Annotated in this window: 16 protein-coding genes; 6 read left to right on the forward strand and 10 right to left on the reverse strand. The window is 59.7% G+C overall.

What is annotated here, in order from left to right; genetic code table 11:
* The first annotated feature begins 63 nt into the window (after positions 1–63).
* A complete protein-coding gene (locus DLD99_RS23570; protein ID WP_085709373.1) occupies positions 64–768 on the forward strand; it encodes a hypothetical protein in 705 nt (234 codons plus the stop codon).
* Between the two features lie 69 nt (positions 769–837).
* On the opposite strand, the gene DLD99_RS23575 is transcribed toward DLD99_RS23570, so the two are convergent.
* The 9 genes from DLD99_RS23575 to hmpA form a co-directional block, all read right to left on the reverse strand.
* Positions 838–1329 carry a RidA family protein gene (locus DLD99_RS23575; protein WP_085709372.1) on the reverse strand — a complete coding sequence of 164 codons (492 nt, stop codon included), beginning with the start codon at positions 1327–1329 and terminating at the stop codon, positions 838–840.
* A gap of 194 nt (positions 1330–1523) precedes the next feature.
* Positions 1524–2411 carry a heme o synthase gene (gene cyoE / locus DLD99_RS23580; protein ID WP_039765651.1) on the reverse strand — a complete coding sequence of 296 codons (888 nt, stop codon included), beginning with the start codon at positions 2409–2411 and terminating at the stop codon, positions 1524–1526.
* 10 nt (positions 2412–2421) lie between these two features.
* Complete coding sequence (gene cyoD, locus DLD99_RS23585; protein ID WP_085709371.1) at positions 2422–2757, reverse strand: cytochrome o ubiquinol oxidase subunit IV; 336 nt, start codon at positions 2755–2757, stop codon at positions 2422–2424.
* Positions 2757–3383, reverse strand: a complete 627-nt coding sequence (locus tag DLD99_RS23590) for a cytochrome o ubiquinol oxidase subunit III (RefSeq protein ID WP_007956720.1) — start codon at positions 3381–3383, stop codon at positions 2757–2759. Before DLD99_RS23590 ends, cyoD begins: the two co-directional genes overlap by 1 nt.
* Positions 3384–3386: 3 nt before the next feature.
* Positions 3387–5417, reverse strand: coding sequence for a cytochrome o ubiquinol oxidase subunit I (gene cyoB, locus DLD99_RS23595; protein ID WP_114885397.1), 2031 nt, complete (start codon positions 5415–5417; stop codon positions 3387–3389).
* Between the two features lie 3 nt (positions 5418–5420).
* Positions 5421–6362 (reverse strand): ubiquinol oxidase subunit II, encoded by a 942-nt coding sequence (cyoA, locus tag DLD99_RS23600; protein WP_065261342.1) that lies wholly within the window; start codon positions 6360–6362, stop codon positions 5421–5423.
* An 823-nt stretch (positions 6363–7185) separates the two neighbouring features.
* Positions 7186–7695: a disulfide bond formation protein B gene (locus DLD99_RS23610; protein ID WP_085709370.1), complete on the reverse strand. Its 510-nt coding sequence runs from the start codon at positions 7693–7695 to the stop codon at positions 7186–7188.
* Positions 7696–7720: 25 nt separating this feature from the next.
* Positions 7721–8281 (reverse strand): ester cyclase, encoded by a 561-nt coding sequence (locus DLD99_RS23615; RefSeq protein ID WP_114885399.1) that lies wholly within the window; start codon positions 8279–8281, stop codon positions 7721–7723.
* Positions 8282–8491: 210 nt separating this feature from the next.
* Positions 8492–9673 carry an NO-inducible flavohemoprotein gene (gene hmpA / locus DLD99_RS23620; protein ID WP_114885400.1) on the reverse strand — a complete coding sequence of 394 codons (1182 nt, stop codon included), beginning with the start codon at positions 9671–9673 and terminating at the stop codon, positions 8492–8494.
* A gap of 163 nt (positions 9674–9836) precedes the next feature.
* On the opposite strand from hmpA, the gene norR reads away from it, so the two are divergent.
* The 5 genes from norR (at position 9837) to DLD99_RS23645 (ending at position 14123) form a co-directional block, all read left to right on the forward strand.
* The gene (gene norR / locus DLD99_RS23625; RefSeq protein ID WP_114885402.1) at positions 9837–11393 is read left to right on the forward strand and encodes a nitric oxide reductase transcriptional regulator NorR; all 1557 of its coding nucleotides are present in this window, start codon (positions 9837–9839) and stop codon (positions 11391–11393) included.
* 128 nt (positions 11394–11521) lie between these two features.
* Positions 11522–12424, forward strand: a complete 903-nt coding sequence (locus DLD99_RS23630; protein WP_085709366.1) for a chemotaxis protein CheV — start codon at positions 11522–11524, stop codon at positions 12422–12424.
* A 27-nt stretch (positions 12425–12451) separates the two neighbouring features.
* Entirely contained in the window at positions 12452–12910 is a 459-nt protein-coding gene (locus tag DLD99_RS23635; RefSeq protein WP_114885404.1) for a GNAT family N-acetyltransferase, read from the forward strand.
* A 58-nt stretch (positions 12911–12968) separates the two neighbouring features.
* A complete protein-coding gene (locus DLD99_RS23640) occupies positions 12969–13286 on the forward strand; it encodes a hypothetical protein (protein WP_114885406.1) in 318 nt (105 codons plus the stop codon).
* A gap of 87 nt (positions 13287–13373) precedes the next feature.
* Positions 13374–14123 (forward strand): YkgJ family cysteine cluster protein, encoded by a 750-nt coding sequence (locus tag DLD99_RS23645; protein ID WP_114885408.1) that lies wholly within the window; start codon positions 13374–13376, stop codon positions 14121–14123.
* Here the strand turns inward: DLD99_RS23645 and DLD99_RS23650 are convergent.
* Complete coding sequence (locus tag DLD99_RS23650) at positions 14120–15184, reverse strand: methyl-accepting chemotaxis protein (protein ID WP_412546969.1); 1065 nt, start codon at positions 15182–15184, stop codon at positions 14120–14122. The two genes, DLD99_RS23645 and DLD99_RS23650, sit on opposite strands and share 4 nt — an antisense overlap.
* Positions 15185–15213 lie beyond the last annotated feature (29 nt).

Raw genomic sequence — 15213 nt, forward strand, 5'->3', positions numbered from 1 at the left:
GGCCTGAAAAAGCCCCCCATGCTTTCTCGTCTTATCCCAAGTTAAAAAAGTAGTGAAATTTCAATGTCCGATTTCAACACCGCTGAATCCGTAGTCACCCTGTCGTCCAAAGCGGAATACGAAAACTCCATCAATCTTTCACAACACATTCCACAAGCGAAGATCATCAGCGAGATGGTCCTCGACGCGTTTCAATCGACCCGCGAGAGCGAGCAGATCCGTGAGCTGCGTGCCGCGATCCGTCAGGCCCACGATCGCTTCGATGACGATCAGGCCTACGAGCTGATGGGCCAGCTCAAGCGCCTGAAGGACGCCGAGGCAGCCGACATCGCAGCCCTCGAAGACCTGAGCAGCAAGTTCCCGATCAGCCGCATCCTGTCCAGCTTCAAGGACGATCCGGCGTTCCAGGAAATCGTCTACGGCCTGGCCCTCAAGGTGCTGAACCAGACCCATCAGGCGATCAGCAACCCGAGCGGCGGCAAGAGCAAAGCCGCACGCGCCAAGAAAGACGTCGAAGTGTTCAGCATCAGCAAGGACGGCATCAGCGTGACCCTGCCAATGCGCACGCCGCGTTCGCGTCTGAGCGTGGATCGTGAGGCGCTGGAATTCCTCGGTTTCACCTTCGTCGGTGAAGGCGAAGAAGCAGAAATCGAAGGCGAGACCTTCGTCGACAACGCCGGCACCGAACACGCGATCAACCGCAAGAACATCATCACCGCCCTGCAACAGCAGACCGCGTTCGATGGTTACAGCATCGCCGCCCAGTAAGCGCAGCGCTGACGAAAAAGCCCCGCTCTGAATCTCAGGCGGGGCTTTTTGTTATGCGGCTTTCAGCGATTACGCCGACGGATGTACCGCTGCGATCATGTCGACTTCAATGGCCGCGTTTTTCGGCAACTGATAGACGCCGACGGTGGTGCGTGTATGGCGGCCGGCATCCCCCAGCACATAACTGAAGACGTCGGATGCGCCGTTGGCCACTTCGCTCAGGTCGACGAAGTCCGGGGTCGACTTCACATAGACCGTGACCCGCAACAGCGCCCTGACCTTGTCCAGCGAACCGACCGCATCGACGATAAACGCCAGGCAACGCATGGCGCTGATGCTCGCGGCGGCTTGCGCGTCCTTGAGCGTCAGCTCCAGCCCGACCCGGCCGGGATACTGAATCTTGCCTTCGGTGCGCGGCACCATGCCACTGATGTACAGCTCATCGTGATGACGCACCAGCGGCGCGTAATTGCCGCCCACCGTATTCTCGCCATTGATGTCGTAATTCAGCTCTTTTGCCAGGGCAATGAAGCGTTCGTCGCAGGTCATCCTCTCAGTCATTTCGCCCAGCCTCTTGATCGATGCGTGAAGTTGGATCCGAATCTAGGGCTTTTGCCTGGTGACCGCAACCTGTCGATTTCTGGTTAATCATTTACGGCTTAACCCAATCCGCCGTGACGGATTCACTTACCGCGGACAACGAAAAACCCCGCTCATCTCTCGATGAACGGGGTTTCTCGTACAGCGTTCGAACCTTACGGCGCGTACGTCAGCAGCAGCTCGGTCGGCACCTTGAAGTCCAGGGACATCATGACGCTCAACGCGGTGATGGTGAAGATCGAGAACACGAACAGCTTGCGTGCCCAGACCGTGTCATCCACCGCCTTGTAGCCGGTCCAGGCCATGTACAGCCAGTACATGCCCATGGCCGCGGCGACGGCGAGGTAGCTCATGCCGGCGTAGCCGCTGAAGGTCAGCATCAGGGTCGCCACGAGGAACGCCAGGATGTAGAACAGGATGTGCTTCTTGGCCACCTGGATCCCGCGCTTCACTGGCAACACCGGAATCGATGCGGCCAGGTAATCGTTGAAGCGAAAGATCGCGATGGCGTAGGAATGCGGCATCTGCCACAGGCTGAACATCACCAGCAGGGTCAACGCGGCCATGTCGAAGCTGTTGGTCACGGCCACGTAACCGATCACCGGCGGCATGGCGCCCGACAGACTGCCCACCAGCGTGCCGTGAACCGACTTGCGCTTGAGGTACAGGCTGTAGAAGCCGACGTAGATGATGAAGCCGATCACGGCGAACAGGGCAGCCAACGGGTTGGCCACCTTGTACAGCAACGCAACGCCGGCGACACCCAGGACGGTCGCATAGACCAGGGCCAGTTTCAGGGAGATCAGGCCCTGGACCAGCACCCGGTTCTTGGTGCGTTCCATCTTCAGGTCGATGTCGCGGTCGATGCAGTTGTTGAACACGCAACCGGAGGCCACGACCAGGGAAGTGCCGATCATGGCGGCCAGGAACACCGCCAGATCTACATGCCCTTTCGAGGCCAGGAAGAACCCGCCTGCCACAGAAAGCACGTTACCGAAAATGATCCCCGGTTTGGTGATTTGGATAAAGTGCTTGAGCGACATCGGGTCTACCTCACTTCGCCATCATGTAGGTGTGGATGCTGAACATGATCCACAGCGACAGACCGACCAGCAGCACGATCACGATGGCCGTAAAGACGAACGCAATCACGTTGTTACGTTGGGCAACGGAACGGTCCAGGTGCAGGAAGTAATACAGGTGAACGATCACCTGGATTACCGCGAACAGCAGGACGATTGCCAGCGTGGTGGACTTCGGCAGGGTCGGGAACATCACCAGGCCGAACGGGATGACGGTCAGGATCACCGACAGGATGAAGCCGATGGCGTACGACTTTACGCTGCCGTGGCCAGCATCATGGCTGTCATGGGAGTGTGCATTAGCCATTACAGGGTCCCCATCAGGTAAACAACGGTGAATACGCAGATCCACACCACGTCCAGGAAGTGCCAGAACAGGCTCAGGCAGCTCAGACGGGTCTTGTTGGTCGCCGTCAGGCCGTGCTTGTTGACCTGGTACATCATGATGCCCATCCAGATCAGACCCGCGGATACGTGCAGACCGTGGGTACCGACCAGGGTGAAGAACGCCGACAGGAAGCCCGAACGGCTAGGACCGAAGCCCTCGGAGATCAGCAGGTGGAACTCGTTGATCTCCATGGCGATAAAGCCTGCGCCGAGCAGGAAGGTCATGAACAACCAGCCCAGAACCTGCTGCTTTTTACCTTTGTACAACGCCAGCATGGCGAAGCCGTAGGTGATCGAACTGAACAACAGCAGAGCGGTTTCGCCCAGCACGTATGGCAGTTCGAAGATGTCGTGGCCCGACGGGCCACCGGCGACGTTGTTTACCAGTACCGCGTATACCGCAAAGATCGACGCAAACAGAATGCAGTCGGTCATCAGGTAGAGCCAGAAACCGTATACGGTCATCTCGCCCGAGTCGTGGTGATGGTCATCGTGCCCATGGTCGTGGCCATGGGCGTGTCCAGCATTGGTCACTAAGTTCGACATTGTTTAAGCCTGTTCCAACTTGGTTTCAACACGGGTCGCGGAAGCAGGGATCTTCCCGGCCGCTACCAGACGCTTGTGCTGCTCGGCTTCGATGCGCTCGATCGTTTCAACCGGAACCATGTAGCCCTGGTCGTCACGTGCAGCGTGGATCACGAAGTAGATGACAGTGCCGGCCAGGCTGGCGATCGCCAACCACCAGATGTGCCAGATCATCGCGAAACCGAATACGGTCAGCAGTGCGCCCATCACCACGCCAGTGGCGGTGTTGTTCGGCATGTGGATCGGCTCGTACTTGGCCGGAGTCTGGTACGCAGTACCGTTTTCCTTGGCTTCGGTGAACGGGTCGATGCAGTCGGCCTTAGGCAGCACAGCGAAGTTGTAGAACGGAGGTGGCGACGAGGTCGACCATTCCAGGGTATGGGCATTCCACGGGTCACCGTGTTCGCACATGTTTTCCGGCTTGTTGCGGTCACGTACCGAGACGTACAGCTGGATCAGCTGGCAAGCGATACCCACAGCGATCATCACCGCACCGAACATGGCAACGTACAGGTACGGTACCCACTCAGGGTTGGTAGTGGCGTTCAGACGACGGGTCATGCCCATGAAGCCCAGTGCGTAGAGCGGCATGAACGCGACGAAGAAGCCCGAGATCCAGAACCAGAACGCTGCTTTACCCCAGCCTTCGTGCAGCTTGAAGCCGAACGCTTTCGGGAAGTAGAAGCCGAAACCTGCGATGTAGCCGAATACCGCGCCGCCGATGATCACGTTGTGGAAGTGCGCGATCACGAACAGGCTGTTGTGCAGAACGAAGTCAGCACCCGGGATGGCCAGCAGTACGCCGGTCATGCCGCCGATGGCGAAGGTCACCATGAAGCCCAGGGTCCACAGAACCTGGCTGGTGAAGCGCAGACGGCCCTGGTAGATGGTGAACAGCCAGTTGAACAGTTTCACACCCGTCGGGATGGAAATCAGCATCGTCGCCAGACCGAAGAAGGCGTTGACGCTGGCACCCGAACCCATGGTGAAGAAGTGGTGCAGCCAAACCATGAAGCCCAGTACCGAGATCGCGCCCGAAGCGTAGATCATCGAGTGGTGGCCGAACAGTTTCTTGCCGGTGAAGGCCGAGATCACTTCCGAGAAGATGCCGAATGCCGGCAGGATCAGGATGTAAACCTCAGGGTGGCCCCATGCCCAGAACAGGTTGACGTACATCATTGGATTGCCACCAAGTTCATTGGTGAAAATGTGGAAATCCATGTAACGGTCAAGGGTCAGCAGTGCCAGGGTAGCGGTCAGGATCGGGAACGAAGCCACGATCAGAACGTTTGCCCAGGTGCAGGTCCAGGTGAAGATCGGCATGTCCATCAGCTTCATGCCAGGGGTACGCATTTTCAGCACGGTCGCGAGGAAGTTAACCCCCGTTAGCGTTGTACCCAGACCCGATAGCTGTAGCGCCCAGATGTAGTAGTCCATCCCCACGCCAGGGCTGTATTGCAGACCCGACAGCGGTGGATAGGCAACCCAGCCGGTCTTGGCGAATTCGCCGACGCCCAGGGACAGGTTGATCAACACGACGCCGGACACCAGCAGCCAGAAGCTCAGGGAGTTCAGGAACGGGAACGCAACGTCACGGGCGCCGATCTGCAGCGGCACTGCAAGGTTCATCAGGCCGGTGAAGAATGGCATCGCCATGAAGATGATCATGATCACACCGTGAGCGGTGAAGATCTGGTCATAGTGTTCAGGTGGCAGGTAGCCAGGCGAACCCTCGGTGGCCATGGCCAGCTGGGTACGCATCATGATGGCGTCGGCAAAGCCACGCAGCAGCATGACCATGGCAACGATGATGTACATCACGCCGATTTTCTTGTGGTCGACCGACGTCAGCCACTCGGTCCACAAGTAAGTCCACTTCTTGAAGTAGGTGATTGCAGCGAACAACGCCAGACCACCGAGCGCGATCATCGAGATGGTGACCATCACGATCGGCTCGTGGAAAGGGATCGCTTCCCAACTTAATTTACCAAACATCGTTTACTCCTCTGCCCCGGCAGCTGAATGCGAATTCGAGTCCATATCCGTTGCCGCCACTTCTTTCTCTTTCTTCTCGTGCTTCAGCGGCTTGCCCGGTTTCATGCCTTCGTACTTGTCGACGATGGTCTGGAACAGGTTCGGCGTGACCGAGGAGTAGAGCTCGACTGGATTGTTCTGGCTTGGCTTGGCAAGGGCTGCGTATTCAGCTTGTTCAAGCTGTTTAGGTGCCTTTTTGACTTCACTTACCCAGGCGTCGAAATCTTCCTGAGAAGTTGCGATCGCTTTGAATTTCATACCGGTGAAACCAGCGCCGCTGTAGTTGGCGGAGATACCGTCCATTTCAGCGTTGCGGTCAGCGATCAGGTGCAGCTTGGTGGTCATGCCCGCCATCGCGTAGATCTGGCCGCCCAGGCCCGGGATGAAGAACGAGTTCATCACCGCGTCCGAAGTGATCCGGAAGTTGACTGGCGTGTGCGCCGGGAACACGATCTTGTTGACCGTGGCGATGCCTTGTTCCGGGTAGATGAACAGCCACTTCCAGTCCAGCGCGACCACTTCGATGGTCACAGGCTTGACGTCGGATTCGATCGGACGATACGGATCCAGCGAGTGGGTCGACTTGTAGGTGATGTAACCCAGGGCAATGATGATCAGGACCGGAATGGTCCAGACTGCCACTTCGATCTTGGTCGAGTGCGACCATTTCGGGGTGTAGACGGCGTTCTTGTTGGAGGCGCGGTACTTCCAGGCGAACAGGAAGGTCATGACGATGACCGGCACAACAACCAACAGCATCAGCAGCGTAGCGGTGATGATCAGGTTGCGCTGTTCCAGGCCGACCTGGCCCGTTGGATTGAGCAAGGTCATGTTGCAGCCTCCCAGCAACAACGTGCCGAGCAGCGGCACTAGGCCTAGTAATCTGGGGTACCTGTTTTTACTCATCTCACGACCTCTAAAGCAGCTTGCGCAATGCAGTTGGGTTTTGATCGCCAACACTTCACCCTGCCAAGGGTTGGCATTTTCTTTGGATTGAATAAGGGCCGCCCGTCGCGCGTCAGACGCTCGACAAATCCTGGGACAGCGGTCAGTTCTTATTCGAATTCGTGGTCAAAGGCCTTGTTACAGACCAATTCCATTTGGTGCGGAAAGTTGGAAGGCACCGACACCTGGGTGTCTCGCAAGCCTTTCGGCCCCTCGACACCCGACTTCCTGCTCAGTTCCTTATAAAGGTTGAACAGTGCCGGGAATTCAGTGCGGGCGATTGTAGATAGGTAGCGCCCTATACACCATGTCTTATCCCGAAATAATTTTTATCGCTCAGAGCAACAATCCATCACCGTTTTTGCAAAAGTTCCGCATGTTATCGAAATCGATTCTCAACAAAAACACCAAAAAATGTAGGTGTACCTGGCTCGGATCAGACAGTTCCGAAGACTTTTTCCCACACCGTGAAGCGCTTAAACCCCGATAACCCAAGGGCTTTGGCCAATTGCCACAGGTTGTTAAAACTGCCTGTTCCGGCACCACCGTCCCAATGCCGAAAAACCCTGAAACAGACCAATCCTTTTTTGTAACAACACTCCAATCCGGGCCTGCGAAAGACACTGCGACACGGCGTGTGTGACAACATGTCGCACACCTGTCGCACCGTCCCTTGCCGTTCGTCACGACGTTTTCACAAAGACCCTGAAATGCAAAACGCCCCGATTTGCGTCACTGCAAATCGAGGCGTTTGTGTTATCGGCGCAGGGGCCGAAAAGTTGATTCAGCGCAATGCTTTTCGGTTGCGCGAGGTCAACAGCGGCACCAGGATCACCACCAGCACGAAGGCCACCAGTGCCCATTGCGCCAGCGACAGACCGAGGATCGGCGGGTACGGCGTCGAGCAGAAACCGTCGACCTGGAAGCCCAGAGGGAAGATCTTCGCCAGCGGCAGGTCATCGACGATCGGTTGCAACACATCGATGCCGCAACTCACCGCCGGGTAGAACTGGGTATACACGTGATGCCCGGCGACGCCGGCTCCGGCAATCGCGCAGATCACCACCAGCACCTCGAACACGGTGATGCTGCGGCGGGTGCGCATGGCCGCGCCGATGAACGCGAACAGCGCGATCAGCAGCAAGGCATAACGCTGCAGGATGCACAGCGGGCATGGCGCCTCGCCCAGCACGATCTGCATGTACAGCGCGCCACCGATCAGCGCCAGGCAGATGACGCCCAGCAACACCAGATAGCGCCGTTCACGTCCCAATCGAATCGTTTCCTCGCTCATCGCGTTTCCCTTTCATGTCCATGGTTCAGCTGGCCGGCGGCTGCGCTTGCAGTTGCGCCATCAGGCTGATGTTGTCTTCGATATGCCAATTGGCCGCGATGCGACCGTTGTCGATCTGATAGATATCGGTTGCCCGGAAGTCTACACGCTGGCCCTGCCCTTTGAGAGCCTTGAACGTACCGGTGAAATGCCCGCGAAAGTGCAGATGCACCACCACGCGATCACCGGCGACGATCATTTGTTCGATCTCGCAGCTCAGGTCCGGCACCGCCGTGCGAAAGAACTTCGACGCCAGCAGCGGTCCCGTCGGCCCCTGCACCCGGCCTTCCGGCGGGGTCTTGTCGACAAACTGCGGCGACAGGGCCGCCGTGGCCAACGCCTCTTCGCCCGTGTTCCAGAAACTGCCATAGCGACGCGCTGCCAGTTCCATTGCATCACGCTGGGCCTGAGGCAGGCTCTGATCGACGATCAGGGTCTGCGGCTGGATCAACGCGGATTCGGCAAAGGCAAACGGACTGGACAGCAAGGCAACCGACAGGCCCAACGCGGCCAGGCTGAAACGACGGGAAGAGGCGATGTGCGACATGGGGGCGATCCTGATCATGTAAACGAACGAGCGCCTATCATCAGCATCGGGGAATAAACGATAAACCGGTTAAGAAACGATTAACCTTTAAACACTTTTTAAGAATCAAGACCGTATAACGACTAATCGCTAGCAGGCTAGCTCCCACAACGGATTGCATTCCAATTGTGGGAGCTAGCCTGCTAGCGATGAAGGCAACTTGGTTCCGAATTATTCCAAAGCAGCAGCCGGCCCGAAGAACTCATACCGGCTCTGCTTCTCCGGCACGCCCAGCGCCTTCAGATGCCGCTTGATCGCCCCCATGAAGCCTTTCGGTCCAAGGAAGTAGGCGTCCACATCACGCTGTTCCGGCAGCCACTCGCCCAATTGCTCCTGGCTCAACAGCCCGACCTTGTCCGCCGCCGGACTCACGCCGTCATCTTCGGCGTAGCAATAGAAGCGCTTGAGCTGCGGATGGCGCTCGGCCAGACCGTCGATCCAGTCACGGAACGCATGCACGCTGCCATTGCGCGCGCAGTGAATGAAATGCACCGGACGCTCGGTTTCCAGCGCCGCTTCCAGCATCGCCAGGGTTGGCGTGATACCAACGCCGCCGCTGATCAGCACCAGCGGCTTGTCGCTGGCAGTCAAAGTGAACTCGCCCGATGGCGGAAACAGCTGGATGCTGGCGCCGACGTGCAGTTGATCGTGCAGGTGATTGGAGGCACGGCCGCCCGGTTCACGCTTGACGCTGATGCGGTACTGGCCTTTGTTGGCCAGGGCCGACAGCGAGTAATTGCGGCGGATTTCTTCGCCGTCGAGGATCAACTTCATGCCGATGTACTGGCCCGGCTCGGCTGCGAGAATCGGCCCTTTGTCCGCGGGTTCGAAGTAGAACGAAATGATTTCCGCGCTCTCCTCGACCTTGGCCGCGACGATGAACTCCCGCGCCCCGCGCCAGCCGCCGACGGCTTGTTCCTTCTGGTCATAGATGGCGGTTTCGGCGCCGATCAGGATCTCGGCCAACTGACCGTAGGCCGCGCCCCAGGCACTCATCACTTCCGGCGTGGCAATTTCATCGCCCAGCACTTCGGAGATGGCGCGCAGCAGGCAGCTACCGACGATCGGGTAATGTTCCGGCAGGATTTGCAGGGCCACGTGCTTGTTGATGATCTTCGCCACGAGATCGCCCAACTGGTCGAGTTGATCGATGTGACGGGCGTACATCAATACACCGTTGGCCAGCGCGCGAGGCTGGTCACCGCTGGCCTGGTGAGCCTGATTGAACAGCGGGCGGACTTCCGGGTATTCGGAGAGCATCATGCGGTAGAAGTGGGTGATCAGCGCTTCACCGCCGCTTTCCAGCAGAGGCACAGTGGATTTGACGATGGCACGATCCTGGACGCTAAGCATAAGGGTGACTCCTGAGCTTTCTCTAAAAGTGCCTTATGTATTCCAGTAATCGTGCCAACTATTTTTTACATATAAATCAATAACTTGAAATTTATGTAGTCAGATCGACACAACCCCCTCTATAGTCGCTTCGACTACAACGCGTCTCTTTGACTACAAGCCTATGTCCGCCAAATCCCTGCTCACCGCCCTGCTCCCGCTGGTTTCCGACCTGTCCCGCGAATTGCCCGAAGGCGAGCGCTACCGGCGCCTGCTCGAAGCCATGCGCGCCCTGCTGCCGTGCGATGCCGCAGCCTTGTTGCGCCTCGATGGCGAGTGGCTGGTGCCGCTGGCGGTGGACGGCTTGAGTACCGACACCCTCGGCCGCCGCTTCAAGGTCAGCGAACACCCGCGTTTCGAAGTACTGCTGGCAGGCGCCGGGCCGACCCGCTTCGCTGCCGACAGTGATTTGCCCGACCCTTATGACGGGCTCGTCGACGGCCTCGACGATCACCTCGAAGTCCACGACTGCCTCGGTTGCCCGCTGTTCGTCGATGAAAAACTCTGGGGTCTGATTACCTTGGACGCCCTCGATCCCCAGCGTTTCGAACCGATCGAACTCGACGCTTTGCAGGCCTTCGCCAGCCTCGCCTCGGCCACGGTCAACGCCGCCGAGCGCATCGAACGTCTGGCGATTCGCGCTGAAGACGAACATCAGCGCGCCGAGGTCTATCGCCAGGCCAGCGGCCAGCAGAACCGCGAAATGATCGGCCAGAGCAAGGCGCATAAGCGGCTGGTGGAAGAGATCAATCTGGTGGGCGGCAGCGACCTGACCGTGCTGATCACCGGCGAAACCGGGGTCGGAAAAGAGCTGGTGGCCCAGGCGATCCACGCCGCCTCCCAGCGCGCCGACAAACCCATCATCAGCCTCAACTGCGCAGCCCTGCCGGATACGCTGGTGGAAAGCGAACTGTTCGGCCACGTGCGCGGTGCTTTCACCGGCGCCACCAGCGACCGGCGCGGCAAGTTCGAACTGGCCAACGGCGGCACACTGTTTCTCGATGAGGTCGGCGAGTTGTCGCTGACCGTCCAGGCCAAGTTGTTGCGGGTTTTGCAGAGCGGCCAGTTGCAGCGCCTGGGGTCGGACAAGGAGCATCAGGTCGATGTGCGCCTGATCGCTGCGACCAACCGCGACCTGGCCGAAGAAGTGCGCAGCGGCCGCTACCGGGCCGACTTCTACCATCGCCTGAGTGTGTACCCGTTGCGGGTGCCGGCGCTGCGTGAACGGGGTCGCGATGTGTTGCTGCTCAGCGGTTTTTTCCTCGAACAGAACCGCTCGCGCATGGGCCTCAACAGCCTGCGCCTGAACAGCGATGCCCAGGAAGCGCTGCTGGCCTACACCTGGCCGGGCAACGTGCGGGAGCTGGAACACCTGATCGGGCGCAGCGCGCTGAAGGCGCTGGGGAACTGCAAAGTGCGGCCGAAGATTCTCAGCCTGAGCGCAATGGATCTCGACCTGCCGCGCGAGGTTGTGGATAACTCGCCGACACCGTCGGAAGCGACCACCGCGATGCCATTGATCAGCGGGGATCTGCGCACCGCCACCGAGCACTATCAGCGGCAGTTGATCAGTGCCGCACTCGAGCGCAATCAGGACAACTGGGCCAGCGCCGCCCGCGAGCTGGGGCTGGATCGTGCGAATCTGGGGCGGCTGGCCAAGCGGCTGGGCCTGAAAAGCTGAAAGATCCGGCATCGGAACACCACCCGACAACTAACCTAAAGCCCAACCTTTTGACGCCGATAACCCGGCATCAATAGTTTCTGGCGATTTCCACCCTCGCCCATCACCTTTTTCCACAGAAGGTTTTTATGTCTTCCAACAAAGCCCGCGCAGATTCACTTTCGCTTCTGCTGTTTACCTTGCGCAGCGGCAAGCTGATGGCGATCAACCTGCTGAAGGTCAGTGAAATCATCCCCTGCCCGCCGCTGACCAAGCTGCCGGAGTCGCACCCGCACGTCAAAGGCATCGCCACCCTGCGCGGCGCTTCGTTGTCGGTGATCGACCTGAGCCGCGCCATCGGCGAGCGTCCGCTGGAAGACCCGAATGGCGGCTGCCTGATCGTCACCGACGTCAGCCGTTCGAAACAGGGTCTGCATGTGCAGGCGGTGAGCAAGATCGTGCATTGCCTGACCACCGACATCAAACCGCCACCGTTCGGCTCCGGCGGCTCCCGCGCCTACATCACCGGCGTGACCTCGGTGGACGGCACGCTGGTGCAAGTGCTGGACATCGAAAAGGTCATCCACGGCATCGCCCCGGCGCAGATCGACATGGCCCCGACCGAGCTGAGCATGGAAGACGCCGAAGTACTGGGCAACGCGCGAATCCTCGTAGTCGACGACAGTCAGGTGGCGTTGCAGCAATCGGTGCATACCCTGCGCAACCTTGGCCTGCAATGCCACACCGCCCGCAGCGCCAAGGAAGCCATCGACTGCCTGCTGGACCTGCAAGGCACCGCGCAGCAGATCAACCTGATCGTCTCCGACATCGAAATGTCCGAGATGGACGGCTACGCCTTCACCCGGACCCTGCGCGAAACCCCGGACTTCGCCCACCTCTACGTGCTGCTGCACACCTCGCTGGACAGCGCGATGAACAGCGAAAAAGCCCGGCTCGCCGGCGCAAACGGCGTGTTGACCAAGTTCTCCTCGCCGGAGCTGACCCACTGCCTGATCGAAGCGGCCAAACACGTCGCCGCCCAGGGTTACTGAGCCTTGAGCGAGACATTCTGTTTTCTGATGCGGCGCGACCTGAGCCAGGACGTGCCGGCCATCGAGTGGCCGAACGGCATCGAACTCACCACCTACAGCGTCGAACAGGCGGCCGCCGTGCATAAACTGATGCAAATCGGTTACCGCGAAGGCGGCGGTCGGGTGCCGGCGCTGGACGTCTGGCAGCAGCAGTATGAAACGGACGCCGAATACGATCCGGCACTGTGTTTCATCGCCAGCGATGCCGACGGCGTCATCGGTGTGGCGCAATGCTGGACCAGTTCCTACATCAAGAATCTGGTGGTGCATCCCCGGGCGCAAGGTCGCGGACTCGGTCGGGCGTTACTGCTACATGCGTTCAAGGCGTTTCAGGATCGGCGCGAGGGCTTTGTCGACCTGAAGGTGCTGGAGGACAACCTGCGGGCGCGACAGCTGTACGAAAAGTCTGGAATGTATGTGGTCCGCCGGGAATTGGTGCCCGACTGAGCAAAATCCTGCGGCATACTCCAGCCTTGGTGATCAAACCTCCAAGGATGCCCGAACCATGAAACGCCTCGCCCTCTCCGTACTGTGTCTCATCGCCCCGCTTGCCCACGCCTCCAGCCCCGATGCCTGGGCCGCCTACGACAAAACCGTACTCGCCAGTTGCACCAAGGCCAGCGGCCTGAAAGACGCCAAACCGGTCGGCAACGCCGCGCAATTCGATGACCGCGTCGGCTACACCGCGCTGTTGCTGCAAGGCCAGTACCCGCAAAAACACATGAAGGGCCAGCAAGGCACCGAGCTGTGCCTGTACAACAAAAAGTCGAAAACCGCGTTCGTCACCGAATGGGACTCGATCCGCCTGACCGCCAAACCCTGAGCGAATGGCGCACAACTTGCTTCACTCAGGGCCTGTACGGCGGCTTTATGTCGCCGATTCGCACCCTGATTGAAGATCGCCCGCTCAATGAATACGACCTTTTCCTGCGTAGGTTGCGGCAAATGCTGCACCGATCACCATGTGCCCCTGACCCTGGCCGAAGCCCGCATGTGGGCGGCCGACGGCGGTCAGGTGATCGTGCTGGTGGAGGCGTTTCTCGCCAACGGCCTGGGTTTGCCGGCGCAACAGCGTGAGCACGCGCAGCGGCGTTCGGCGGTAGTACGCAGCGGCACGTCCGACGCCCATGTGGCGATCACCTTCGCCGCCTACAACGTCGGTCCCTGCCGGAATCTTGACGAAGACAAGCTGTGCCGCATCTACGAGCGCCGGCCGCTGGTGTGTCGTATCTATCCCGCCGAAATCAATCCGCACATTGCGCTGAACCCTGCCGCCAAGGACTGCCCGCCGGAATCGTGGGAACAGGGACCGGAGCTGATCGTCGGTGGCGAACTGGTGGATCAGGAACTCATCACACTGATCCAGCGCTCGCGCCAGGCTGATCGCGATGACATCCGGATCAAGGATGCGATTTGCGGACAACTGGGGATCCGTACCACCGCACTCAAGGGCGACGGGTTCACTGCTTATCTGCCGGATATAGGCGTGTTTGCCTCGGTGATCGATCAGGTCACCGCGCAGCCATTGAGCGAAGTCTCCAGCGAGTGGCTGTTTCATCTGTCCGGTGATGATGTGGCCGGGCAGGTGCGGGCGGCAGGCGCACAAGTGGTCACCGAACCGCCGCAGACCTACGCGTTCATTTCCCTGCGCGCGGCCTAGGATCCCTGCCGCCGCCCCCAGAACTCCCGCGCCAGCGAACGCAAATCCCCCGCCAGCCCCGCCACGTCCTGTGAGTTGAGCTGGCTCTGGCGCCCTTCATCCACCGTCAGTTCACACGCCGTGCGAATACTGACGATGTTGCGGTTGATGTCCTCGCTTACCGCGCTCTGTTCTTCGACCGCTGCGGCAATCTGCAGGCTCATCTCGGTGATCTGCTCGACTCGCCCACTGATTCCGTCCAGTGCCTGGGCCGCACGTTTAGCCTGTTCGACGCTGTTATCCACATGCTCGCTGCTTTGCTGCATCACCAGCACCGCATCCCGCGCGCCATTTTGCAGGGTGCTGATCATCCGTTGAATCTCGTTGGTCGACTGCTGGGTACGCTGGGCCAGCCCCCGCACCTCATCGGCCACCACCGCAAACCCGCGCCCGGCATCCCCGGCCCGGGCCGCTTCGATTGCCGCGTTGAGCGCCAGCAGGTTGGTCTGCTCGGCGATGCTGCGAATCACCTCCAGCACCCCGGAAATCTCGCTGCTGTGACCTTCGAGCTGATGAATCACCTCGGTCGCCCGGCCCAACTCCTCAGCCAGTCGCAACACCGCGCTGCGACTTTCGCCAACCAGCAAATGACCTTCACGGGTTTCCGTCCCCGCCATATCGGCCGCCACCGACGCCTGCTGCGCATGGCTGGCCACCTCGGCCACACTGGCCGCCATCTGATGAATCGCCGCCGCCACCTGATCGGTTTCCGCCTGCTGCGCCAACGTGCTGGTATGACTGCTGTGCAGATGATCGACCAGTTGCGCCGCATGCCCGGCCAGCCGCTGCGACGCATCACCGATCCGCCCGACCACCGCGCCGACCTGGGCCTCGAGCATCTGCAAGGCGAACTCGATCTGCCCGAACTGATCCCGCCGCCCGGTATAAATGCCCTGACTCAACGGGTTGTCGGCAATCTGTTTCGCGCGTTCGGTCAGCCGCTCCAGCGGACGCAACAACCAGCCCACGCCCAGAGCACAGGCGCCGCTGCCAGCCACCAGCGCAGCGGCTTCGATGCCCATGGACTCCGGCCGCAGCCAGGCTTCAATCC

This window comes from Pseudomonas kribbensis (assembly GCF_003352185.1).
Taxonomy (GTDB): domain Bacteria; phylum Pseudomonadota; class Gammaproteobacteria; order Pseudomonadales; family Pseudomonadaceae; genus Aquipseudomonas; species Aquipseudomonas kribbensis.